Source organism: Butyrivibrio sp. FCS014, assembly GCF_000526935.1.
In the GTDB taxonomy this organism is placed as follows: Bacteria; Bacillota; Clostridia; order Lachnospirales; family Lachnospiraceae; genus Butyrivibrio.
In genome coordinates this window covers 597,241-620,099 of the sequence record NZ_JAHA01000019.1, presented here as the reverse complement: position 1 = coordinate 620,099, position 22,859 = coordinate 597,241, and the positions used below count along the sequence as shown (strand labels likewise).

Sequence of the window (22,859 nt, the reverse complement as noted above, 5' to 3'; positions counted from 1 at the left end):
GTCACGGCGGAATTTAATAATGCGAATTTGAATGAAAAAGCTGCCACGGCGGGGATCAGATTGCTATCCTCCAGTGGCAGCTTGTTCTGTTAAAGTAGAGCCTTACGGTTCTGTACATCTCAAGGGTCATGACCCGGCATTCATACACGTTGTCGTTGCTGCACACAGTGAGCCCGTCCGGGGTCGTGTACAGGTCCTTGCGCATGATCTGCCGGTATCCCTTGATTGTATAGGTCTCATATAGTCCGTCTTCATTCATAAGCCTGAACCGCAGCGGGATGATCTCCCCGTCAGACTTGTGCTGACATATCACATCTACATTATCTATCACTTTACCCATAGGCGTTACCTTCGTTACACATAAATCCATTTCAAGGTCCGGGACCGGGCTGGGCCATTCGGTCTGGAGGATATCCTTGCAAGATAATTGTAGAACAAATGTTCGGGAATGTAAAGTACAAGGGGTAGGACCACTTTTCTGATAAATTACAAGATGTAGTTGTTTACCATGAGGTACACCCAATAAATTTGCTCACCAAAAGTGAAAACCATGTGTCTCAACTATAGGTGGTACTTTATACCAAAAGTGAAACCACATGTCTCACCTATAGGTAGTACTTTAAGTTCCCATAACATCCAAAATAATACCATCCACTCATATAGCGGGGATTGGTATTACATTTTGTAGCAAAAGAGCTATCCTAAACCCCTATTTAGTCAAAAAGTAATACCATAGGTTTATATATCCGCGTTTGGTATTATTTTTGTAATACCAAACAGTCTATAATAACGGGTTTGGTATTACTTTCACCATTTTTGCAGCCCATTCCGGGATCCGCGCTCATTCCGCTCATGAAAACGGGACAAATGTGATAAAATGGAAGTGCGTTTTAATCTAATTAAAATCTAAGTACAAGGCGGTGCATAAGGTATGAAAAGAAAGGGAATACTGTCTTATTTCTTTATTATTCTTGGAGCGGTGATGGCCAGCTTTTCCGTCGCCCTCATACTTCTTCCCAATGATGCCATAGACTACGGAACTGCCGGCGTTGCCATCATAATAAGCAAGCTCACCGGATTCCAGCTTTCCTTTTGCATCATTGCGGTATTTCTGCCCTTTATCATAGCGGGGTTCGTTTTCCTGGGAAAGAAATTCACCATGAAGGCAGCAGTGGGGTCGCTGGTCTATACCCTGGGAATTGATTTCTTTGAGAATATCCCCTTTGAAGTTAATACGGAGCACTTTCTGGCAGTGGCCTTCGGAGGTGCGATCCTGGGCGCGGGACTGTCACTTATTCTCAGGAACGGCGGATGTATCGACGGCTCCGAGATCCTTGCCAATATTATCGTAAAAAAGCTGTCGGATAAAACCGGACACAACTACAGCATGACACCGGTTCTTCTGGCCTTCAACGCACTTGTCTACATGACGGTTTTCGTAGTGATCGATGCTACGGCAGCTCTTTTGAGCCTTCTGGTTTATGTGGTGGCAACAGCTGTCATCGACCACTATACTGACCATTTCGAAGCCATCAAGCAGGTTACCGTCATCACTCAGGATCCGGACGGTCTTATCAGCGATATCAAGAACAAGCTGAACAAGACCTGCACCATCATGGATTCCAGAGGAGCAATCGCAGGAGAGAACAACACTCTTATCTGCTACATCAGCTACTTTGAACTTCCGGTGATGAAGGAGATAATTTCATCTCACTCGGGAACCTTCAGTACGGTTTCCACCATCGATGAGATCCTGAGGTAATGTGATAGGAAATACGATTGGGAACGTTTTGAAGCTTTGGTATGAAAATTCATTTAGGGGGGAAATATATGAAATACATTCTGGCAATCGGCAACAGCTTTTCAAGGGACGCTACGGCGTACCTTCACGATGTCTGCGACAACCTGGGCATCCCGGTACATGTGGTGAACCTCTACATCGGAGGCTGCCCGCTTGAGCGCCACTGGAACAACGTAGAGAAGAATGAGAGAGCCTATCAGTACCAGGAAAACGGCGTCGTCACCGACAGATACGTGAGCATAGCCGATGTCCTGCACGAAAAGCCCTGGGACTATATCGTGACCCAGCAGTCAAGCCATGACAGCGGATGGCTTGATACCTACGAGCCCTTCACAGGTCTTTTGCTGGATTATCTTAAGAAAGAAGTGCCGGGAGCTAAGATCCTGATGCAGCAGACCTGGGCCTATGAGATCGACTCCGATCACGGATGCTTTATCCGCTACAACCGTGATCAGCAGGAAATGTACAGAAGATCAAGAGACAACTATCATGCCATTGCAGACAAGTACGGCTTTCCGCTTATACCCTGCGGCGACGTGATCCAGAACATCAGAAAGCACCCCGAATTCGACGTATCGAAGGGCGGAAGATCCATCTGCCGCGACGGCTTCCACATGCACTACCTCTACGGCAGATTCGCTCTTTCCTGCACCTGGGCCAAGACCCTTCTTGACGCCGACATCAGCAAATGCACCTTCATTCCCAAATGCTGCGACACCACCGAAGCAGCCGATCCCAAACTCCTTGCACTTATCCGCGAAGAAGTCGGCTGAGCAGCTTGCTTGCAGCGGTTTTTGAACCTGCCCCGGTGCAAAAACATGACACTCAGATTTGCAGCTTTTTTCTGCTACCCGGCTGCGGGGCGGGGCGGGGCAGCGGATAATCCCAACAGCGCCGGGGCAGGTGTAAAAGCTGTGGGTGCAGTCCGCAAAGGGCTTGACAGGGGCGCTGGAAGGCTTTAAGATTTTGGTGTTGGACAAAGCCCCACGAGGTGGGGCCTATTTTTGAGAGATGGGTTAGCAGTGGCTAACTCTGGGAGAGACAGATGTATAAGACGACGTTGAAGATTGAGGGAATGATGTGCGGGATGTGCGAGACGCATATCAATGAGACGATCAGAAAGGCTGTTCCGGGGGCTTCGAAGGTTAAGAGCTCACATACAAAGGGCGAGAGCAGTTTTGTGTCGGAAAAAGAGCCTGATGAAGCAAAGCTTAAGGAGGCTGTTGCGAACACCGGATACACACTGCTTTCTGTCAGTTTTAAGCCTTATGAAAAGAAGCTGTTTGGACTTTTCTGATACGCTCCCGGCGGGGCGAATATATGTAACTTACGGTGGGATAGAGGAATATGACAAGGCAGCAGATGGTGACCATGAACTGGAAGATGTAATGCATTGCCTCTGTCAATTTGACACCCCTTTACTTTATGGTACAATGTCTTTTGTCCAAAAACGGAAGTGTTTGTTTTAAAAAAGACAGGAGCACATTATGGAAAAGAAAGCTCTTATAGCCATGAGCGGCGGCGTTGACAGCAGTGTTTCGGCGGCCATCATGACGGAGCGGGGCTATGACTGCATGGGATGCACCATGCGCCTGTATGAAAATGATATGATCGGTGAGGATCTTTTTGGTACCTGCTGCAGTTTAAAGGACACCACCGATGCCAGATCGGTCTGTGAAAGTCTGGGGATTCCTTACAACATTTATCACTGTGAGGCCCAGTTCACCGAGATGGTCATCGAGCCCTTTGTCTGCAGCTACGAGAGGGGCGAGACCCCGAATCCCTGCATTCGCTGCAACAGATACCTTAAGTTCGATATCCTCTACAACAAGGCCAAAGAGCTGGGCTACGACAATATAGTCACCGGCCACTATGCCAGAATTGAGGAGAAGGACGGGCACCTGTACCTTATGAAGGCTGTGGACCCTGCCAAGGATCAGAGCTATGTCCTCTATGACCTTACCGAGGAGCAGCTGGCTCACACGGTATTTCCACTTGGAGAATTCACCAAGTCAAAGACCCGTGAGATCGCGGATAAGTACGGCTTTGTGAACTCCCATAAGAAGGAGAGCCAGGATATCTGCTTTGTTCCCGACGGTGATTACGGCGCCATGATAAGACGCTACCGGGGAAAAGAGTACCCGAAGGGCGATTTTGTAGACCTTCAGGGGAACGTACTGGGAACCCATGAGGGAATCATAAATTACACCATCGGCCAGAGGCGAGGACTTGGAATACCCGCAGACAGAAGGCTCTACGTGTTCAGGCTTGACGTCGAGAACAACAGGGTAGTGCTTGCGGATGACAAGGACCTTTTCAGGAAAAGGCTTAAAGTCCGTGGCTTTCACTGGATAACAGGGGATGCACCCACCGAAGATTTCAGGTGCAGTGCCAAGATAAGATACAGACACAAAGAGCAGCCCGCCACAGTGACCGTAACAGATGAAGGAAAGGGCGCCATCATTGAATTTGATGAACCCCAAAGAGCAATAACCGCAGGCCAGTCGGCGGTCCTTTACGACGGGGACTATGTCCTTGGCGGAGGCATCATCGACTCCGTGCTGTGACCTGCATTAAATATGAACCATAGAAGTAAAGAGGAGTTTTACACATTATGAAAAAAGACAACATCATCCTGGTGGGCATGCCTGCTTCAGGAAAGAGCACCATGGGCGTTATCCTTGCCAAGATCCTGGGATACAGCTTTATTGACGCAGACATTGTGATCCAGGAAAAAGAGGGCAGAAAGCTCTCCGAGATAATCGAGCAGGACGGAGTTGAGGGATTCATCGCCATAGAGAACCGCATCAACTCAGAGATTGAAGCCCAGAAGACTGTCATCGCCACAGGCGGCAGCGTAGTTTACGGCAAGGAAGCCATGGATCACTACAAGAACATCGGACGTATCGTATACCTTAAAGTGTCCATGGACGAACTCACAAAGCGTCTCAGTGACGTAAGACAGAGGGGCGTAGTAATGAGAGAAGGCCAGTCCCTTGTGGCCCTCTACAACGAAAGAAGCGCACTTTACGAGAAGTACGCAGATGTAACAGTAGATGAAAAGAACCTTTCTCTCGAGGAAGTTCTTGCGGAGATAATCGCAGAGCTCTCCAGACAGAAGAGTATCAGCCAAGAAGCTCAAGCAGCTCTTCCTTTGTGAGGCTTGGACTTTTAAGGGCATCGGAATCAAGGAGCTGGTCCGCCAGTTCCTTTTTTTTGCCCTGAAGCTCGATGATGCGCTCCTCGATGCTGTCCTTCATTATGATGCGGTAGACCGTGACAACGTTCTTCTGGCCGATCCTGTGGGCTCTGTCCGTGGCCTGATTCTCCACCGCAAGATTCCACCAGTGGTCATAGTGAATCACGATATCCGCAGCGGTGAGGTTAAGTCCGGTGCCCCCGGCCTTTAGGGAAATACAGAATACGTTGGTGTCATCCTCCTGGAAGGCATCAACCATCTTTATCCTGTCCTCCTTTTTGGTGGAGCCGGTAAGGAGATGGTATTTTACCCCGGCCTCCCTAAGAAGGACAGTAAGCCTCTCCAGCATTGAGGTAAACTGGGAAAAGAGAAGTACTTTGTGGCCGCTCTCTGCGGCAGCCTTTATCATTTCCACGCACAGGTCAGCCTTGGCGCTGCCCCCGTCGTATTTGTCATATATAAGTCCCGGATCGCAGCACAGCTGACGAAGGCGGGTAAGCTCGGACAGGATCATTATCCTGTCTTTTTTGATCTCATCCTCATCCTTGGAGCTTACAAGGAGCTTCACCTTCTGAAGATGGGCATCGTAGAGCTTCTTCTGGCCATCGGTCATGGCTGTTATGATGTTCTCCTCCAGCTTGTCGGGAAGGTCTGTGAGCACATCCTTCTTAAGCCTTCGAAGGACAAAGGGAGAGATCATTCTCTTAAGGCGCTCCATGGCATCCCGGTCACCCTCCTGAACCACAGGCACTTCAAGCATCTCCCTGAACTTCTTATAGGAGAAAAGATATCCCGGCATACAGAAATCAAAGATGCTCCAAAGCTCGCTCAGTCTGTTTTCGATGGGGGTTCCCGTAAGGGCCACCTTAAAGGAGGCGCTTACCGACTTCACCGCTTTTGCCACCTGGGTGGAAGGATTCTTGATGAACTGCGCCTCATCAATGATCATGCACTCAAAGGACAGATACTTGTACAGATCGATATCTCTTCGAAGGAGGTCATAGGAGGTTATGATAACGTCCGTCTCCTCCTCGTCTATTTCCGAGGTGATCCTCTGCCTGTCGGGCTTTATGCCAACAGCCAGCTCGCAGTTAAGGCCCTTTGTGAATTTCCTGATCTCATGCTGCCAGTTGTAGACCAAAGAAGCAGGGCACACTATGAGAGAGCATTTGTTTTTGATGCCCTTTCTTACGGCTTCCTCTTTCTGGAAAAGAAGGAAGGAAAGTACCTGCAGGGTCTTTCCAAGGCCCATGTCGTCAGCCAGTATCCCTCCGAAGGAGTTTCTTTTAAGAAGTGAAAGCCACCTGTAGCCTGTTTTCTGGTAGTCCCGAAGAACACTTTCAAGACTTTCCGGCACGGGAACATCGTAGTCCCCGTCCATGGAGAAGGAGGAGGCCAGCTCCTTGAAATCGCCGCCCCGTATAAGTCTTGTGTGATCATATTCCTGTGATCTTACAGAGAGCTCATCCAGGAAAAGAGCTCTGAACTTAGGGATGGTAGCGTGGCCCTCCAGTATATCTTTTGATGTAAGACCAAGGCCGTCCTTGAGGGAATACAAAAGCTCCATTTCATCTCCGGAGAGCTTTAGGATGTCCCCTGAGGAGAGCCTGTAATATTTCTTTTTTCTGTCGTATTTGGTGAGTATCTCATCCAACTCCTTAGCTGTCATGTTAACGGGAACGATGGACAGCTGAAGAAGATCCGAGACCACAGAGACGCCGAGGTTTACGGTAGGCTCTGAGGTGATGCGGACCTGTTTTAAGGATTCCGACAGATATACGTCGCCCAAGCGGTTAAGCACCGCTATATCATCGGCGATAAAGGAGTAGATCCTGTCAACTGAAAGTTCATTGCCTTCAAGGAGAAGAAGACCCTTGGTTTCATCAAGCCTGTCAAAATGCTGGCTCACTGCCTTTGCGGCCTGATTCTCCAGATAGAGGCTTCTTTTTATTTCGGAAAGAGATTGCTGCAGGCTTCCTGCATCCGGCTCTTTTCCCTTATTTTCGAAGATGCTGTAAACAGTTTCCCTGTAGGTGCCTTCGAAGTAGACCGCCTGCAGGCTGCAGGTCAGTGTGAAAGGATCGGGAAGATCAAGATAGATCCTGAAGGTTGGAATGTCCGGCGCATACTTTGCCGGCTCGAAGCCGTCACAGCTTACATTGAAGAACTCCTCAAGCACAGGGAAAAGACCCGTGGAGAAAAGCGTAAGGTCTTTTTCTGCGATAAACAGCTCGTTCTCGGTGCGGCGGGCGGACAAAAAGCGAAGGAAAGGCAGGATCTCTTTTGCGCGCTCTCTCGGAAATCTGTGGAGCTTTCTGCGCCGCTCAAAATATATGTGGGAATAGCCCTCGAACATGGTAAAGGAACCGGATTCGAAGGTTATGCCGTTCTTGTCTTTTTCGATGTGAAGATCAATGGGCGGAAATACGGGAGAGATCTCAAGAAGCCTCTCTTCGGTATATCTTGCCCGGAAATCTGTGTTGAGGAAACGGATCTGTGAAAGGATCTCAAAGAAGTCGTCAATCTCGTGGCCAAAGAGCTCGATCTGCTTGGCGTGGCCCTTGGCATAGGTGTAGGAGATGGATCCCCGCTGTACCAGGGAGATGGAATTATCCCTAAGCTGATGGTCTCTGAAGTAGGCGTAGAGAAAATCGATGATCTTTACGGAGGTTTCAGAGAAAGCGGAGATGTCGTGGGTGAACTCCAGATGTTTGCCGTAGCTTACGGTGTCGTGATTGTCAATGGCACGAAGGAGCTCCAGGATGTCCTTTAGGACGTAGTGATGGCCGCTTGTGCCGGATACAATATTGAAGGAAACCCACAGGCGGTCTCTGGAAAAGACCGCGTGGGGCTCAAGTTCCACAAAGGATGCCTTTCTGTAAAGCAGGGGCGAGGTTGCTTCGGGAGAGTAGGACCTAAGGAGGTTCTTGGTCTCAAAGGAGGTGTAGTGGAAATCACCTTTGGCATCGGAAACAAACCGCCTTCCGGAGCCGGATACGAAGCTTCCTCTTAAGTTGTTGTCAAAGCCGTTATTCTGCATGTTTTATCACTGTGATACATATGAATCCAGGGTTTTTAAAACGTCTTCGAAATACTGCTTTCTGGTAGTCTCATCTGAGTTAAAGATCTCGTGACGGGAGTTCTCGTAGTGATGGAAAGTGGCGGAGGGCACGGCGGCCTTGAAGGCTTCGTAGCCTGCAGGATCGATGAGGTGGTCCTGTCCCGCGGTCATTACCGTCACGGGTGTTGTTATTTTTTTTGCAAATTTAATGACACGGGCGGTGGCCTTCATGCTGGCAAGAGCCCAGGAAAAAGAGGCACCGGTGGTCTGGTAGTTTTCGTTGTTGCGGCGCTGGCGAAGCTGATACTCAAAACGCGGCCTTGATACGGCGCTGCTGACTTCGAGCTTTGCAAAGGGATCGAAGTGCTTCTGGCCGGGAGCCAGCTCTTTTTCCTTGCCGAAGATCTTAGCGTAGAGCCCGATAAGAAACTGCAGGATGGCAGGATAGTTGGCACCCTTCATCTTGAACATGGGAGAGCTTAAGATCGCAGCCTTGAAAACTTCAGGGTATTTTTCCAGGAAAAGAGCTCCCACGCACCCGCCCATGGAGTGGGCGATAAGAAGCATCGGAAGAGAGCCGGCGGCGGGTTTTACCACGTTGTCGGTAAAGCACTTAAGGTCCTCCACGTAGGTGTCGTAACTGTCAATGCAGATGACGTCGTGCTGGGGCGCCTTGCCTTCGGAATAGCCGTGACCGCGCTGCTCCATGAAGTATACTCCGAATCCTGCCTGATACAGGTACCAGGCGTACTCTCTGTATTTGCCGAAGAACTCAGCCATTCCGTGAACCAGGGTGACGATGGCCCTGGGAGATTCCGGAACCGCAAAGTAGTAGCGAAGCCTTGTTCCGTCAAAGCTGTCCAGGGTTCCCTGTTTTACACTGTCTCTGAACCATGCCTCGTTTTCTGTTTCCATGGTTTCGAAGAAGCCGCCTTCTCCGAGAAAATATATGTCTGTCATTGGAATCGTCTCCTGTCAATATCAGTGTCTTTTGGCTCCGGGCCTTGCATTGTCCCTGTTCCAGAGCTTGTCGTAGGAAAGACCCGTAACCTTCTCGCAGATCTTCTTTTCTTCGTCGGTGGTCACGGAACTGTCATTGCCGCGCCTTCTTGCGATTTCCTTCTGGACAACCTTAAACTCTTTACCGGTGAGAGGAAATACGTATCCGACGATGATGAGAAGAACCATCAAAAAAGCCGGAACAAATACGAAGATCATAACGATGCCCCGCTGGGTTGAAACAGCCTGGCGAAGTCCCTGGTTGGCGATGTTTGAATCGTAGCCAACAGCTGAAAGGAGGAAGCCGATGATGGCAGCGGAAAGACCTGAGGAGATCTTTCTTGCGAAGGTTGCCATGCCGGATACGATGCCGGGTCTTCTGATGGAGGTGATGAGCTCGTCCACCTCAGCCATGTCGGCCATGATGGAGAAGATACTGGTCAGGGTAGCTGCATTTCCGATACCGATAAGGCCGGACATGATAAGTACGGGAACGATGTTTGCTCCTTCATGGGAGAAAAAGAGAAGTCCAAGGGTTCCCAGAAGTCTTAAAGGCGCGCCGATAAGGATGGTGGTTCTCTTGGAGGTCTTTGCCATAACGGGCCCCCAGATGAGCATTCCCACGAGCTGAGTTACAAGGAGCACCGCCATAAGGTAGGTGAAATAGCCGTTTCCGTAGCCGTTTAAGACATCATCAACATAGTAAACCGCCATGCCGGATACGAAGTCCATGCCGCACTGGCCAAAGAGGTAGATGCAGATGAAAAGTCTGAAGGACTTGCTGTTAAATACGCTGGCTGCCTGGGGGAAACTCTCAAGAAGGCTTGCCTTTACAGGCTCCTTCTGGTGTTCCCAGGTTCCTGCAAAGGTGACCATTGATGTCACAAAGAACAGGAAACCGAAGATAAGGGCGCAGCGCATGTAAGAACCAGTGTCAAGATTGTCCCTGATGATGAAGGTGGGAACAAGGCCGCAGACCATGGATCCCAAGGTGGACCAGATCATACGTACGTTGGAGAACTTGGCCCTTATGGTATAGTCATCGATCATGTCGGGAAGAAGTCCGTTGTAGGGAACGGAGATGATGGTAAATCCCGTGGAGAACAGGCAGTACATGAACAGGTAAAAGAAATACATGCCCATGATGGACCTGGTGGGAAGAGTGACCCACATCACGATGAAGGTAAGGGCGGAAACAATGCCGCCTATGAGAATGTAGAATCTCTTGGGACCGAACTTTGAAACGGTCCTGTCTGTTATATTGCCCATTATCGGGTCGGTGATGGCATCCCACACCTTACCCACAAGCGGAATGGTGCCCGCAAGAGCGGTGGGCATTCCAAGAGCCTTGGTAAGAAATACCGCAAAGAAAGTATTGATGATGACAAAAGCGCCGCCTCCGTAGAATTCGGCCATTCCGTACATCATTCTGCTGCCTAATCCGTAGCTGTGTTTTTTGTTGTTGTCCATAAGTAAAACCCCCAATTAAAATCTTAATGTAACCACTCCTTTTATTATATCAAAAAGCGCGCGTTCATTGACACTAAGATGGCGATTATGTAAAATAATAACGCACGTTTTGTTTTCTGACGAAACGAAACGTATTTTCACATCGGGGGAGGAACGGTATGTCCAGAAAAGCTACCATTACGCAGAAAGAGATAGTAAATGCTGCATTTAAGATAACAAGGAAGGAGGGCTTTGAGCAGATCACATCCAGGAAGCTTGCAGCAGCTGCAGGATGCTCAACCCAGCCCATCTTCAGGATCTACGAGAACATGGATGCCCTCAAGAAGGACGTTTACGACAGGGCAGCAGAGTATTATTCAGAGTACTACGCAGAGCGTGAGAAGACTCATGAGGTTCCTTTCGTGGACCTGGGCCTTGCATACATCGGCTTTGCCCAGAAGTATCCCCATCTTTTCAGACTTCTTTTTATCTCCGAGCACGGAGAGGATACCAGGAGCATGTACGACCTGGTAAACGGCGCTGAAGAGAATGTGGTAAAAGAGATCAATAAGGCAGCAGCAAAGGGCGCTTCCGATGCTCAGCAGCTGTTTATGCAGATGTGGATCTTCATCCACGGCGCAGGATGCATGGCTGTTACCGGCGATTATGACCTTGATGAGGCAACCAGCGTAAATATGCTGGAGTCAGCTTACAAGGCTTTCAGTAATTGATGGTGATGCTATGAAGTTTGCGAAGGACGTAGATGTCATCACCAGGATAAATGAATGCTATTCACGGATGAGTAAGGGCAAGAAGAATATTGCCACTTACATCTGCGACCACTACGAGCAGGCTGTTTTCATGACAGCGGCCGAGCTTGGCAAGATCGTAGGCATGAGCGAATCCACTGTGGTCCGCTTTGCCATGAGCCTTGGCTACGAGGGATATCCCGAGTTTCAGAAGGCCCTTGCGGAATGGGTAGGGGATAAGTTCGGATCCGTTGAGAAAGTGGGACGCAGATTCGGAAAGAGCAGCGAAGGAGAGATCCTTTCCAGCATCCTTCAGTCGGATATCTCCAATATCGAACACACCATAAACAATATCGACGTGGCGGCCTTCAAGACTGCGGTGGATATTATCCTGAAGGCAAGGACGGTATACATAGTGGGACTCAGAAGCTGTGAGCCCCTTGCCGATTTCCTTCATTTCTACCTGAATATGATAAGAGGCAACAACGTTCTTATCCGTACCACCAGTGTCAGCGAGATGTTTGAGCAGATGATCAGGATCGGGGACAGGGACTGTATCATCGGGATCAGCTTTCCAAGGTATTCCATGAGGACTTTAAAGTGCATGGAATTTGCCAACGACAGGAATGCAAAGGTCATCACCATCACCGATTCCATCCATTCACCCATGAACCTGTATTCCTCCTGCAATATCCTTGCAAAGAGCGAGATGGCTTCCATAGTGGACTCTTTGGTGGCACCCCTTAGCGTTATCAATGCCCTGGTGGTAGCCATGTGCATGAGACGCCCCAATGAGGTACAGGCAGACCTTAAGATGCTGGAGGAGACCTGGAACAACTACCAGGTTTATCTAAACGACGAGATTGATTTTGCTTCCAATGATGTGGATGTTCACATTATGAACAAAAGGAGCACCTAAGTGAAAAAAATAGCAGTTATCGGCTGCGGTGCAGCCGGGATGATGGCGGCGCTTGCTGCTGCGGAAAGCGGCGGGAGCGTCACTGTTTTTGAAAAGAATGAAAAGCCTGGCAAAAAAATATACATAACCGGCAAGGGCCGCTGCAATGTGACCAATGCCTGCGACGTCAATGAGTATTTTGACAATGTCCGCAGAAACCCGCGTTTTTTGTACAGCGCGGTCTACGGTTTTGACAACAGCATGGTCATGGACTTTTTTGAAAAGAACGGCTGCAGACTCAAGATTGAGCGCGGGGACAGGGTATTCCCCGTATCCGACCACTCTTCCGATATCATTAAGACTCTATTTAATGCAGTAAAAAGAGCCGGTGTAAACGTGCAGTTCGACACGCCGGTTTACTCTGTGGAAGCCCTTGGGGGGAGCGTTACCGGAGTTACCTACAGCAAAAAGGATGAGCCCATCACAAGAGAAGAGTTCGATGCGGTGATCATCTGCACCGGAGGAAAGTCCTATCCTTCCACCGGCTCAACAGGAGACGGCTACAGATTTGCGAAGGATATGGGCCACAGCATTGTGGAGCCAAGACCTTCTCTTGTTCCCTTCGAAGTCAGTGAGCACTGGTGCACGGACCTTCAGGGACTGTCCCTTAAGAATGTGGGACTTAGGATGTATCAGGACAAGGATGCCGGCGCGGCGAAGGGCGGCGCAGCAGCGCAGATAAACGGCGAGGCAAAAGGCGGCAAGAAGAAAAAGCCCGTCTACGACGGCTTTGGCGAGATGCTGTTTACCCACTTTGGCGTAAGCGGACCGCTGGTACTGACTGCCAGCTGCTATTATGACAGGGATAAGAGCGCAGGACTTCTTCTTGATCTTAAGCCCGCTTTGAACGAGGAACAGCTGGATAAGAGGATACTCCGGGACTTTGACGATGCGCCCAACAGGATCTTCCGGAATTCTTTGGGAGGTCTTTTCCCCTCCAAACTGATACCGGTTATGGTGGAACTGTCGGGGATAGATCCTGAAAAGCCCGTGAATTCCATTACCAGGGAAGAACGCCTGGCTTTTGTTAAGCTGATAAAGAACGTGCCAATGACGGTGACCGGAACCAGAAGCTTTAACGAGGCAATAATCACCAGGGGTGGGGTCAATGTCAAGGAGATAGATCCCTCAACCATGGAGTCCAAAATTGTTTCCGGACTGTACTTTGCCGGGGAGGTCATGGACGTTGACACCGAGACCGGAGGCTTCAACCTTCAGGTGGCCTGGTCCACGGGACACCTTGCGGGAGAGTCCGCTGCTGCTAAGTGAGATGGCAGGCACCGGCGGGAACCGGAACATGCGCACCGGCGGGAACCCAAACATGCGCACCGGCCGGAGCCGGAACTTAAGTAATATTACGAACTGGGAGATAAAGATTATGAGTAAGAGCATTGCAATAGACGGACCTGCCGGAGCAGGAAAGAGCACTATAGCCAAGAAAGTGGCTAAAGAACTGGGATTTATATATGTTGATACGGGGGCAATGTACAGGGCCATGGCGCTGTATATGATACAGAACGGAATTGATCCCGATGAATCGGAGAAGATCAGTGCAACCTGCAATAGCGCAGACATTACCATCAAATACGAGAGCGGAATTCAGGTGGTATATCTTAACGGAGAGAATGTTAACAGCCTTATAAGGACTGAGGCTGTGGGCAATATGGCCTCTGCCAGCAGCGTAAACGGCGATGTGAGAAAAAAGCTGGTGGAGCTGCAGCAGAAGCTGGCAGAAACAACAGATGTTGTCATGGACGGAAGAGACATCGGAACCGTGGTGCTTCCCGGGGCTGACCTTAAGGTGTTCCTTACCGCAAGCTCAAAGGTAAGAGCCGAGAGAAGATACAAGGAACTTACTGCAAAAGGCGTAGCGTGCGACTTTGACGCCATTGAGAAGGATATCATTGAGAGAGACTACCGCGACAGCCACAGAGAGAACTCACCCCTGAAACAGGCTGATGATGCCATCCTTCTGGATTCATCCGACATGACCATCGACGAAGTGGCAGACAGAATCCTGGAGCTTTACAGGAACGCTGTTGGCTGACAAGGCGCCGGAGCTTTACAGGCGGGCCGCCCACTAAAGGCGACATCCGGTTTAACCGGGCAAGAGGAGAAAATTATGGAAGTTATAGTAGCCGAGCATGCGGGATTCTGCTTTGGGGTCACCAAGGCTGTTGATACCGTTTATGATCAGATCCGGGACAAAAAAACTAATATTTATACATTCGGACCCATTATCCACAACGAGACCGTGGTGGGGGATCTGGAGAAAAAAGGCGTGAAAGTCATAGAGAACATCGAGGATCTTTCGGGCATAAAAGAGGGAACTGTTATCATAAGGTCCCACGGAGTCACGAAGCAGATCCACGAAATGCTGACAAACAGCGGCCTAGAGGTCATTGACGCCACCTGCCCCTTTGTTAAGAGGATCCACCGGATCGTGGAAGAGGAGAGCGGAAAAGGAAAAGGCATTATTGTTGTCGGCAGCGGAAACCATCCTGAAGTGGAAGGTATTGTGAGCTACGCTACAGGCCCCGTTTTCGTCATCGACTCCCCTCAGATGGCAGAGCAAATGCGGGCTGACAAGGAAACGGAATACACAGTCGTGTCCCAGACCACGTTTAACAAGAATAAATTTCAAGAAACCATTGAAATATTGAATAATTATGGTTACAATATTAATATTGTGAATACAATATGCAACGCCACTGACGAAAGGCAGTCCGAGGCGGAGGAAATTTCCTCCAAGGTGGATGCCATGATCGTTATCGGTGGCGCCCACAGCTCCAATTCACGTAAATTGTATGAGATATGCAGCAGGAGATGTGAGAATACATATTTTATTCAAACCCTGGAGGATCTGCATTTGAATTTGGACAAATCAGCTACTCTCGTGGGTATTACCGCCGGGGCTTCAACCCCAAAGAACATTATTGAGGAGGTTCAGAATTATGTCAGAACAAACTTTTGAACAGATGCTTAACGAATCGTTCAAAACAATTCACACAGGGGAGGTTGTTGAGGGAACTGTTATTGACGTTAAGCCTGATGAGATCATCCTCAACATTGGTTACAAGGCCGACGGTGTTTTAACCAAGAATGAGTACAGCAACGACAACAGCATTGATCTTACAACAGCCGTTAAGGTTGGCGACAAGATGGACGTTAAGGTTCTTAAGACCAACGATGCAGACGGCCAGGTCGTTCTTTCATATAAGAGACTTGCCCTTGACAGAGGCAACAAGAGAATTGAAGAGGCATTCAACAACAAAGAGGTTCTTACAGCCAAGGTTGTTCAGGTGCTTGAAGGCGGACTTACAGTTATCGTTGATGAAGTAAGAATCTTCATCCCCGCAAGTCTTGTATCAGACGGATATGAGAAGGATCTTACCAAGTATCAGGATCAGGAGATCCAGTTCGTAGTAACAGAGTACAATCCTAAGAGAAGAAGATATATCGGAAACAGAAGAATGCTTGTAACTGCTGAGAAGGCAGAGGCAGCCAAGAAGCTCTTCGATACAATCCAGGCAGGAGATGTTGTAGAAGGTGTAGTTAAGAACGTTACAGATTTCGGTGCTTTCATCGATCTTGGCGGAGCAGACGGACTTCTTCATATCTCAGAGATGAGCTGGGGACGTGTTGAGAGCCCTAAGAAGGTATTCAAGATCGGTGATACCGTTAAGGTTCTTGTTAAGTCCATCGACGGCAGCAAGATCGCTCTTTCAAGAAAGTTCGACGACGAGAACCCTTGGAAGGATGCAACATCCAAGTACGCTGTAGGCAACATTGTTAAAGGTAAGGTTGCCAGAATGACAGACTTCGGTGCATTTGTAGAGCTTGAGCCCGGTATCGATGCACTTCTCCATGTTTCTCAGATTGCCAAGGAGCACATCGAGAAGCCCGCTGACGTTCTTAAGGTTGGCCAGGAAGTAGAAGCTAAGATCGTTGATTTTAACGAGGATGACAAGAAGATCAGTCTTTCAATCAAGGCTATGTTCGCTCCCGAGAAGGAAGAGGAGCCTGCAGCTGCTGAGGAAGAGGGCGATGTAGTATCCGTTGATATCGACAAGGTTATTGCAGAGCAGGCAGCAGAAGACGAGAATGCATAATTATTAAATATTTCAGAACTTATGAGAACTTCGGCAGAATGCTGCCGGAGTTCTTTTTTTTAAAACAAAAAGCATCATAGGAAAAGGAAAACAGTATGGATATTTCCCACAGACAGTTTAACAAGAATATCAGACTTAAGGACAAGGCCGGTAATCCCGTTGCAGATCAGGAGATTCGCCTGGTGCAGACAAACCACAGCTTCTTATTTGGCTGCGGAGCCTTTGATTTTATCCCCTATGTGATGAAGGGGGAAGAGGAATACAAAGACCTTACGGACAAATGGCTGGATGTATTCAATTTCGGAACCCTGCCCTTTTACTGGGGAAACTTTGAACCCAAGGAGGGGGAGCCTCAGACTGACGTCCTCATGAAGACCGCTGGGTTCCTCAAGGAGAAGAACGTGACCATCAAGGGGCATCCTCTTTGCTGGCACACTGTCTGTGCGGACTGGCTTATGAAATATGACAACGGGACCATACTTAAAAAGCAGCTTGAGAGAATAGACCGTGAGGTGACAGGCTTTAAGGGCGTCATCGACATGTGGGATGTCATAAATGAAGTTGTGATCATGCCCATATTCGATAAGTATGACAATGCCATCACCAGGATCTGCAAGGAGAAAGGAAGAGTTGCCCTTATAAAAGAGGTGTTTGAAAAAGCCCATGAGTGCAACCCTGAAGCTACGCTTCTTCTCAATGACTTCAACACATCCATTAACTACGAGATTCTGATAGACGGCTGTCTTAACGCCGGTGTTCCCATAAGCGCCATCGGTATCCAGTCCCACCAGCACCAGGGATACTGGGGCAAAGAAAAGCTTGAGGAGGTTCTTGAGAGATTTTCCTTCTTTGGCCTTCCCATACATTTTACCGAGAACACGCTTATCTCCGGAGATATCATGCCGGCTCATATCGTGGACCTCAACGACTGGCAGGTGGACGAGTGGCCCAGCACTCCCGAAGGAGAAGAACGTCAGGCAAAAGAAATCGAGGAGATGTACAGAACACTCTTTTCCCATCCTCTGGTTGAAGCGATCACCACCTGGGACTTCAGGGACGGCGCATGGCTCAACGCTCCAAGCGGCTTTGTGAGAAAAGACAATTCATTAAAACCTTCCTACCTGATGCTCAGAGACCTTATAAAGAAGGAGTGGCACACGGACATCACGGTCAAGACAGATTCCGAGGGCCGTATCAGGGTGCAGGGCTTCAAGGGAGAGTACAGCATTACTGCCAATGGGCAAAAGACATTTGCAGATCTTACAGACAATGAAGATCAGACCATAGTTATTTAATAAGATGTAAACTTACAGAAAACTTTTTTATACTTATTTAATTTTACATACAATTCCTCCTAATATAAAATTAAGTTATCGACATGTCGTTAATTAATAGTACCTCAGGAGGAACAGGAAACTATGGCATTTGATTATGAGTGGTTTAAAAAGGGTGTCTATGATCTGACCAAGATCGATCTTAATGCTTACAAGGAAAAGCAGATGAAAAGAAGGATCGATACCCTTATCGGCAAGTACGATGTTAAGGGATATGACGGATTCCTTGAGCTTATCAAGAAGGACAGAGAGGCCCTGGATTCCTTTGTTACTTATCTCACCATCAATGTATCTGAGTTCTTCAGAAACAAAGAGCAGTGGGAGCTTATGGACAAGGATATGGTTCCCGAGCTTATGAGCAAGTTCGGAAAGAACCTTAAGATATGGAGCGCAGCCTGCTCGACAGGCGATGAGCCCTATACGATTGTTATGATGCTTTCAAAGCACATCCCTCTTAATCAGATCAGCGTTCTTGCTACAGACCTTGATGCAGTGGTTCTGGCAAAGGCTAAGGCAGCTATCTATGACAAGAAGGAAGTTGCAAATGTTCCCGAGGAGTTCAAAAAGAAATTCTTCACTGAGACTCCCGACGGCAAGATGAAGGTTAACAGCGAGATCACATCAAGGGTTACCTTCAAGCAGGCAGACCTTCTTCGTGATCCCTATCCGAAGGACTATCACCTGATCGTATGCCGAAACGTGCTTATTTACTTCACTGAGGAAGCCAAGGACGATATTTTCAGAAAGTACTACAATACCCTGGCTCCCGGCGGAATTCTCTTTATCGGAAGTACGGAGCAGATCATCAACTACAAGGATATCGGCTTTGTAAGAAAGAATTCCTTCTACTACGAAAAACCCCAGGCATAAGTCTTGAGGAGATGAGAAAAGGGCGTTTAACTCCGGTTTACTGCGAAGCAGCAAGCCGGCGAAAAGCGCCCTTTTTATTATTTGTCAAAAGGTGCGTCGCAGGGAATGTTCTCCGACTTACCGTTAACATTTTAAATATCCAGCACGTTGGCTATAACGTGGGATGCGTACAGGCTCATGGCGAGCCTGCTTTTTTTCATGGTATCGTTAAGCTCAAAGAAGAAGTTCTTGTCCTTGTAATCTCTTTTGAAAAAAGGAGTGAAGACCAGGTCCCATTCAATGAGGTACTGGCCGCTCTTCTTGGTGTAGCAGTTCTCGGCTTTGGCCTTCTGTCTGAAATCCTTATCAACAAATTCTCCAAGACTCTTATGAATAGCCATGTCTTCCTGGGGAAGGTAGTAATAGTCCTTGTAGTTGGAGTAGAAGTACTTTAGCTCCTCTTCAAAGAGCGGGACTCTGAGCACTGCCTCATTTTTCTCCGCCTTGAAAAAGCAGCCCAGCTTGTTGGCGGAAAGGGGAGCGGGAAGCTCGGTGTTTAAGGCAAGCTTCATTATGACTTCCTGCTTGGAGGAACCGTCTAGGGAGTTGTAGTAGTTGGCACTTACCTTCACGGCCCTTACGGGGAGCCCTAAGTCTTTTTCCTCAATATCCTCATCCGTTCTGACGGAGACCTTTGGCATGTTTCCGAAGGAGGCAAAAAAGCTGCCGAAATTCAGGATTGGAAGAAGGGAGAGCATTCCCTTTACATCGTCGCTGTTGTGGAGAAGCAAAAGCTCCTTGAAGTCCTCATCCTTATTTACGAGAAAATCCTTGTAGACCTTGATAAGCTCTCCGCCGCTGTATTTGTCCTCCCTGTTTATTCCAAGAAGAAGTTCCACGGTTTTCTGCTTGCAGTCCGGAAGACCCAGGGGAATCTTATAGGCATGGACGAACTTATAAAGGTCGATGGATCTCTTTTGCCCAAAGGGGTCCGGAAGGCCGAAGGCATTGTATTTGCTTTTTAGGAACGGGATATCGAACCGGTCTCCGTTAAAGGAAACAAGGGCTTTGTAATCGGCCAAAAGAGCCGAGAAAGCCTTTAATACATCCTCCTGCTCGCAGGTGTTTTCGGCAAAGAACTGGCAGATGTGCCAAAGGCCCTCTTTAAAGTATGCTGCACCTATGAGGTAGATGTCTGAGTTTTTGGGGGACAGTCCCGTTGTTTCTATATCAAAAAAAAGAACATCCCCAAGATCGCACTCCGCTGCCTCTGTAAGATATTCCGGAACGGGGATACTCTGTGATAAAGTCTGGTGGATTTTGTTCATTATTTTCTCACTTTCTGAGTATTTCGTACGTTTTACATTCTACCATATTTACGATATTGAGAGTATAATAAGGGGTAGGTTTTTTCATCTCGGAAGTCTTCTGAGATAAGAATTTCTAAATCGGAGGAAGGGTAGGAAAATGGCAAGAGGTACTTTTTCGGGTGGAATCCATCCATACGAAGGCAAAGAGCTTTCCAAGGACAAACCCATCAAAGCAGTGCTACCAAAAGGGGATCTGGTTTATCCCTTATCCCAGCACATCGGAGCACCTGCCAAGCCAATTGTTGCGGTTGGGGACCATGTTCTGACAGGACAGATGATCGCAGAAGCCGGCGGTTTCGTTTCGGCTCCTGTTTATTCAACTGTCTCCGGAACAGTTAAGTCTATAGAACCAAGACGCCTGGCTACAGGAGCTATGTGCCAGAGCATCATCGTGGAGAACGATGAGAAATATGAGGAGGTTGAGTTCAAACCTGCTAAGCCTTATGAGGAGATGACTCCCCAGGACAAGATTGACGCAGTTCGTCTTGCAGGCGTAGTTGGAATGGGCGGTGCAGGCTTCCCCACAGCTGTCAAATTTGCACCGAAGGAGCCGGACAAGATCGATTATGTTATCGCCAACTGTTCGGAATGTGAGCCTTATCTCACATCTGACTACAGAAGGATGATTGAGGAGCCCCAGCTTCTTATCGATGGTCTTAAGATCGCGGTGAGCATTTTCCCCAATGCAAGAGGTATTCTTGCGGTTGAGGACAACAAGCCCGATGCGATCGCCAAACTCAGAGAATTAACTAAAGACGAAGAGAAGATAAGCGTTAAGGTCGTTAAGACCAAGTACCCCGAGGGTGCTGAGAGAATGCTTATTTATGCCGTTACGGGCAGGGAGATCAATTCTTCAATGCTTCCCGCAGACGCAGGATGCATCGTTGACAACGTTGATACCCTGTGCGCTGTAAGCCGCGCCGTTAAGGAAGGTCGTCCCCTTATGGAGAGGATCGTTACCATTACCGGCGATGCTGTGGCTGATCCCCGTAACTATAAAGTCAGGATCGGCACCAATTACAGGGAGCTTCTTGAGGATGCCGGCGGTTTTGTGAAAGAGCCCGCCAAGATCATCTCAGGCGGTCCCATGATGGGCTTTGCCATCTTTGATCTTGATGTTCCCACTACCAAGACTGCATCTGCGCTGACCTGCCTTACAAAGGATGAGGTCGCTGCTCTTGAGCCCAGTGCCTGCATCAACTGCGCGCGCTGCGTTGAGGTATGTCCCGAGAGGCTCATACCCAAGAACCTGGCAGATGCCGTTGAACACAATGATGAGAAGTCATTCCTTTCAATGTACGGAATGGAATGCTGCGAGTGCGGATGCTGCAGCTTTATCTGCCCTGCCAGACGTCAGCTCACTCAGCTGATCAAGGGCATGAGAAAGATACAGCTCGCCAATAGAAAAAAGTAAGGGGGACATTTGAATGAGTGATTTAAGAAGAGTGTCATCCAATCCTCATGTCAGGTCCAGGACAACAACTTCAAACATTATGATGTGGGTAGTTATAGCGCTTCTTCCCGCTGCGGGATTCGGCGTTTATAACTTTGGATTAGATGCACTTATAATACTGCTTATTTCTGTTGCAACCTGCGTTCTCACAGAGTTCATCTACGAGAAGGCAATGCACAAACCTGTAACTGTTGGTGATTTCTCGGCTGTAGTCACAGGACTTCTTCTGGGAATGAACCTTCCTTCCACAGTGCCGTGGTGGATACCGGTGCTGGGAGGAATCTTTGCCATAATCATGGTTAAGCAGATATTCGGCGGACTGGGGCAGAACTTCATGAACCCGGCCCTTGGAGGAAGATGCTTCCTCGTTATCTCTTTTCCCGCGCTTATGACAAATTTCATTACCGATGCATACACAGGAGCTACACCTCTTGCAAACTTAAAGAACGGTGTCAGCGTTAACATCATGGACATGCTTATCGGAAGAACCGGCGGAACAATCGGTGAGACTTCAATGATCGCCATTGCCATCGGTGCCATGATCCTGTTTGCTGTTGGCGTGATTGACTACGTAATACCATTTTCCTATATCATAACTTTTGCATTGTTTGTGGGAATTTTCGGCGGCTACGGCTTTAACTGGTCCTACATCTCCGCACACCTTGCAGGCGGCGGACTGATGCTTGGTGCATTCTTTATGGCTACCGACTATGTGACCTGCCCCATAACTCCCAAGGGAAGAGTTATCTACGGCGTCATCTTAGGTCTTTTGACCGGAATATTCCGAATCTTCGGAGCCAATGCTGAGGGCGTTTCCTTTGCAATCGTGATCGGAAACCTTCTGGTTCCTCTTATTGAGAAGTTCACGATCCCGAGAGCCTTCGGTATTAAGAAAACTGCAAAGAAGGAGGCGAAAAAAGCATGAATGATACAAAGTCAATGATCAAAAATGCACTTATCCTCTTTGCAATCACTCTGGTGGCCGGAGTTCTTCTGGGAATCGTTTACCAGGTTACCAAGGACCCCATTGCCTATCAGGACAAGCTGGCCCAGGACAGAGCCAATCAGTCGGTTTTTGCGCAGGCTTCAACCTTTGATGAGGTAGAGGTAAAAGAGACAACGGCTCTTGCGGATTACAGCGGAGTGACCATCGAGAGTGTCAAGGAAGCCAAGGATGCCTCAGGAAACGGTCTTGGATATGTTATCCAGGTTAAGTCCAAGGGTTACGGCGACTTTATTACCTACACGGTTGGTATTACCAACGACAGCAGCATCAACGGAATTTCCATCATCAACATCGCCGAGACTCCCGGTCTGGGAATGAATGCCGAGAAGGTGGTTGCTCCACAGTTTGCCGACAAGGCTGCCACAGAATTCGGGGTAGTAAAAAGCGGACAGCTGTCTGATGCAAATACTCAGATCGAGGCTATTTCAGGTGCCACCATTACATCAAGAGCCGTTACAAACGGTGTAAATGCGGCGGTTGCCTATTTTGAAAATGTTCTGAAAGGAGGTCAGTGATCAG

General features: G+C 48.5%; 22 protein-coding genes. 17 read left to right on the top strand and 5 right to left on the bottom strand.

The features are described 5' to 3' along the window. Nucleotides 1–55: 55 nt before the first annotated feature. Entirely contained in the window at nt 56–340 is a 285-nt protein-coding gene (locus tag T456_RS0115660; protein ID WP_024866958.1) for a hypothetical protein, read from the bottom strand. 591 nt (nt 341–931) lie between these two features. Between T456_RS0115660 and T456_RS0115655 the strand changes: the two genes are divergently transcribed. The 6 genes from T456_RS0115655 to T456_RS0115630 all read left to right on the top strand — a co-directional run bounded on the left by T456_RS0115655 (nt 932) and on the right by T456_RS0115630 (nt 4,961). Further along, entirely contained in the window at nt 932–1,762 is an 831-nt protein-coding gene (locus T456_RS0115655) for a YitT family protein (protein WP_024866957.1), read from the top strand. Between the two features lie 68 nt (nt 1,763–1,830). Continuing rightward, nucleotides 1,831–2,574, top strand: coding sequence for a DUF4886 domain-containing protein (locus T456_RS20450; RefSeq protein WP_024866956.1), 744 nt, complete (start codon nt 1,831–1,833; stop codon nt 2,572–2,574). Between the two features lie 45 nt (nt 2,575–2,619). Beyond that, nucleotides 2,620–2,763 carry a hypothetical protein gene (locus T456_RS22605; RefSeq protein WP_155838118.1) on the top strand — a complete coding sequence of 48 codons (144 nt, stop codon included), beginning with the start codon at nt 2,620–2,622 and terminating at the stop codon, nt 2,761–2,763. A gap of 83 nt (nt 2,764–2,846) precedes the next feature. Continuing rightward, entirely contained in the window at nt 2,847–3,098 is a 252-nt protein-coding gene (locus T456_RS0115640; RefSeq protein ID WP_024866955.1) for a heavy-metal-associated domain-containing protein, read from the top strand. A gap of 190 nt (nt 3,099–3,288) precedes the next feature. Then, on the top strand, nt 3,289–4,368 hold the full coding sequence (gene mnmA, locus T456_RS0115635; RefSeq protein ID WP_024866954.1) for a tRNA 2-thiouridine(34) synthase MnmA: 1,080 nt from the start codon (nt 3,289–3,291) through the stop codon (nt 4,366–4,368). Between the two features lie 47 nt (nt 4,369–4,415). After that, a complete protein-coding gene (locus T456_RS0115630) occupies nt 4,416–4,961 on the top strand; it encodes a shikimate kinase (protein WP_024866953.1) in 546 nt (181 codons plus the stop codon). Here T456_RS0115630 and T456_RS0115625 read toward each other — a convergent pair. Genes T456_RS0115625 through T456_RS0115615 form a run of 3 tightly spaced genes read right to left on the bottom strand, consistent with a single transcriptional unit; the run spans nt 4,927 to nt 10,530 of the window. Beyond that, nucleotides 4,927–8,040, bottom strand: a complete 3,114-nt coding sequence (locus T456_RS0115625) for a DEAD/DEAH box helicase (protein WP_024866952.1) — start codon at nt 8,038–8,040, stop codon at nt 4,927–4,929. The two genes, T456_RS0115630 and T456_RS0115625, sit on opposite strands and share 35 nt — an antisense overlap. 6 nt (nt 8,041–8,046) lie before the next feature. Continuing rightward, nucleotides 8,047–9,021 (bottom strand): alpha/beta hydrolase, encoded by a 975-nt coding sequence (locus T456_RS0115620; RefSeq protein WP_024866951.1) that lies wholly within the window; start codon nt 9,019–9,021, stop codon nt 8,047–8,049. A gap of 21 nt (nt 9,022–9,042) precedes the next feature. Beyond that, nucleotides 9,043–10,530 (bottom strand): MFS transporter, encoded by a 1,488-nt coding sequence (locus T456_RS0115615; RefSeq protein WP_024866950.1) that lies wholly within the window; start codon nt 10,528–10,530, stop codon nt 9,043–9,045. A 158-nt stretch (nt 10,531–10,688) separates the two neighbouring features. Here T456_RS0115615 and T456_RS0115610 point away from each other — a divergent pair, with 158 nt between their 5' ends. The 8 genes from T456_RS0115610 to T456_RS0115575 all read left to right on the top strand — a co-directional run bounded on the left by T456_RS0115610 (nt 10,689) and on the right by T456_RS0115575 (nt 18,532). Further along, on the top strand, nt 10,689–11,240 hold the full coding sequence (locus T456_RS0115610) for a TetR/AcrR family transcriptional regulator (protein ID WP_024866949.1): 552 nt from the start codon (nt 10,689–10,691) through the stop codon (nt 11,238–11,240). Between the two features lie 10 nt (nt 11,241–11,250). After that, complete coding sequence (locus tag T456_RS0115605; protein ID WP_024866948.1) at nt 11,251–12,177, top strand: MurR/RpiR family transcriptional regulator; 927 nt, start codon at nt 11,251–11,253, stop codon at nt 12,175–12,177. Continuing rightward, nucleotides 12,178–13,485, top strand: a complete 1,308-nt coding sequence (locus tag T456_RS0115600; protein ID WP_024866947.1) for an NAD(P)/FAD-dependent oxidoreductase — start codon at nt 12,178–12,180, stop codon at nt 13,483–13,485. 109 nt (nt 13,486–13,594) lie between these two features. Further along, nucleotides 13,595–14,263, top strand: coding sequence for a (d)CMP kinase (gene cmk, locus T456_RS0115595; protein WP_024866946.1), 669 nt, complete (start codon nt 13,595–13,597; stop codon nt 14,261–14,263). Nucleotides 14,264–14,338: 75 nt separating this feature from the next. Further along, entirely contained in the window at nt 14,339–15,190 is an 852-nt protein-coding gene (ispH, locus tag T456_RS0115590; RefSeq protein WP_024866945.1) for a 4-hydroxy-3-methylbut-2-enyl diphosphate reductase, read from the top strand. Beyond that, nucleotides 15,171–16,328, top strand: coding sequence for a 30S ribosomal protein S1 (gene rpsA, locus T456_RS0115585; RefSeq protein ID WP_024866944.1), 1,158 nt, complete (start codon nt 15,171–15,173; stop codon nt 16,326–16,328). The genes ispH and rpsA overlap by 20 nt, the downstream gene beginning before the upstream one ends. 95 nt (nt 16,329–16,423) lie before the next feature. Next, nucleotides 16,424–17,623: an endo-1,4-beta-xylanase gene (locus T456_RS0115580; RefSeq protein WP_024866943.1), complete on the top strand. Its 1,200-nt coding sequence runs from the start codon at nt 16,424–16,426 to the stop codon at nt 17,621–17,623. Between the two features lie 123 nt (nt 17,624–17,746). Then, on the top strand, nt 17,747–18,532 hold the full coding sequence (locus T456_RS0115575) for a CheR family methyltransferase (RefSeq protein ID WP_024866942.1): 786 nt from the start codon (nt 17,747–17,749) through the stop codon (nt 18,530–18,532). 131 nt (nt 18,533–18,663) lie between these two features. Here the strand turns inward: T456_RS0115575 and T456_RS0115570 are convergent, their stop codons facing one another. Then, nucleotides 18,664–19,839 carry a ribonuclease H-like domain-containing protein gene (locus tag T456_RS0115570; RefSeq protein WP_024866941.1) on the bottom strand — a complete coding sequence of 392 codons (1,176 nt, stop codon included), beginning with the start codon at nt 19,837–19,839 and terminating at the stop codon, nt 18,664–18,666. 139 nt (nt 19,840–19,978) lie between these two features. Between T456_RS0115570 and rsxC the strand changes: the two genes are divergently transcribed. Genes rsxC through T456_RS0115555 form a run of 3 tightly spaced genes read left to right on the top strand, consistent with a single transcriptional unit; the run spans nt 19,979 to nt 22,855 of the window. Further along, a complete protein-coding gene (gene rsxC / locus T456_RS0115565; protein WP_024866940.1) occupies nt 19,979–21,295 on the top strand; it encodes an electron transport complex subunit RsxC in 1,317 nt (438 codons plus the stop codon). 13 nt (nt 21,296–21,308) lie between these two features. Beyond that, nucleotides 21,309–22,259 carry an RnfABCDGE type electron transport complex subunit D gene (locus T456_RS0115560; protein ID WP_024866939.1) on the top strand — a complete coding sequence of 317 codons (951 nt, stop codon included), beginning with the start codon at nt 21,309–21,311 and terminating at the stop codon, nt 22,257–22,259. Next, the gene (locus T456_RS0115555) at nt 22,256–22,855 is read left to right on the top strand and encodes an RnfABCDGE type electron transport complex subunit G (protein ID WP_024866938.1); all 600 of its coding nucleotides are present in this window, start codon (nt 22,256–22,258) and stop codon (nt 22,853–22,855) included. The genes T456_RS0115560 and T456_RS0115555 overlap by 4 nt, the downstream gene beginning before the upstream one ends. Nucleotides 22,856–22,859: the final 4 nt, after the last annotated feature.

Coding starts and splice junctions, on each gene's coding strand:
- T456_RS0115660 (WP_024866958.1), bottom strand. CDS start 340: ATGGGTAAAGTGATAGATAATGTAGATGTGATATGTCAGCACAAGTCT.
- T456_RS0115655 (WP_024866957.1), top strand. CDS start 932: ATGAAAAGAAAGGGAATACTGTCTTATTTCTTTATTATTCTTGGAGCG.
- T456_RS20450 (WP_024866956.1), top strand. CDS start 1,831: ATGAAATACATTCTGGCAATCGGCAACAGCTTTTCAAGGGACGCTACG.
- T456_RS22605 (WP_155838118.1), top strand. CDS start 2,620: ATGACACTCAGATTTGCAGCTTTTTTCTGCTACCCGGCTGCGGGGCGG.
- T456_RS0115640 (WP_024866955.1), top strand. CDS start 2,847: ATGTATAAGACGACGTTGAAGATTGAGGGAATGATGTGCGGGATGTGC.
- mnmA (WP_024866954.1), top strand. CDS start 3,289: ATGGAAAAGAAAGCTCTTATAGCCATGAGCGGCGGCGTTGACAGCAGT.
- T456_RS0115630 (WP_024866953.1), top strand. CDS start 4,416: ATGAAAAAAGACAACATCATCCTGGTGGGCATGCCTGCTTCAGGAAAG.
- T456_RS0115625 (WP_024866952.1), bottom strand. CDS start 8,040: ATGCAGAATAACGGCTTTGACAACAACTTAAGAGGAAGCTTCGTATCC.
- T456_RS0115620 (WP_024866951.1), bottom strand. CDS start 9,021: ATGACAGACATATATTTTCTCGGAGAAGGCGGCTTCTTCGAAACCATG.
- T456_RS0115615 (WP_024866950.1), bottom strand. CDS start 10,530: ATGGACAACAACAAAAAACACAGCTACGGATTAGGCAGCAGAATGATG.
- T456_RS0115610 (WP_024866949.1), top strand. CDS start 10,689: ATGTCCAGAAAAGCTACCATTACGCAGAAAGAGATAGTAAATGCTGCA.
- T456_RS0115605 (WP_024866948.1), top strand. CDS start 11,251: ATGAAGTTTGCGAAGGACGTAGATGTCATCACCAGGATAAATGAATGC.
- cmk (WP_024866946.1), top strand. CDS start 13,595: ATGAGTAAGAGCATTGCAATAGACGGACCTGCCGGAGCAGGAAAGAGC.
- ispH (WP_024866945.1), top strand. CDS start 14,339: ATGGAAGTTATAGTAGCCGAGCATGCGGGATTCTGCTTTGGGGTCACC.
- rpsA (WP_024866944.1), top strand. CDS start 15,171: ATGTCAGAACAAACTTTTGAACAGATGCTTAACGAATCGTTCAAAACA.
- T456_RS0115580 (WP_024866943.1), top strand. CDS start 16,424: ATGGATATTTCCCACAGACAGTTTAACAAGAATATCAGACTTAAGGAC.
- T456_RS0115575 (WP_024866942.1), top strand. CDS start 17,747: ATGGCATTTGATTATGAGTGGTTTAAAAAGGGTGTCTATGATCTGACC.
- T456_RS0115570 (WP_024866941.1), bottom strand. CDS start 19,839: ATGAACAAAATCCACCAGACTTTATCACAGAGTATCCCCGTTCCGGAA.
- rsxC (WP_024866940.1), top strand. CDS start 19,979: ATGGCAAGAGGTACTTTTTCGGGTGGAATCCATCCATACGAAGGCAAA.
- T456_RS0115560 (WP_024866939.1), top strand. CDS start 21,309: ATGAGTGATTTAAGAAGAGTGTCATCCAATCCTCATGTCAGGTCCAGG.
- T456_RS0115555 (WP_024866938.1), top strand. CDS start 22,256: ATGAATGATACAAAGTCAATGATCAAAAATGCACTTATCCTCTTTGCA.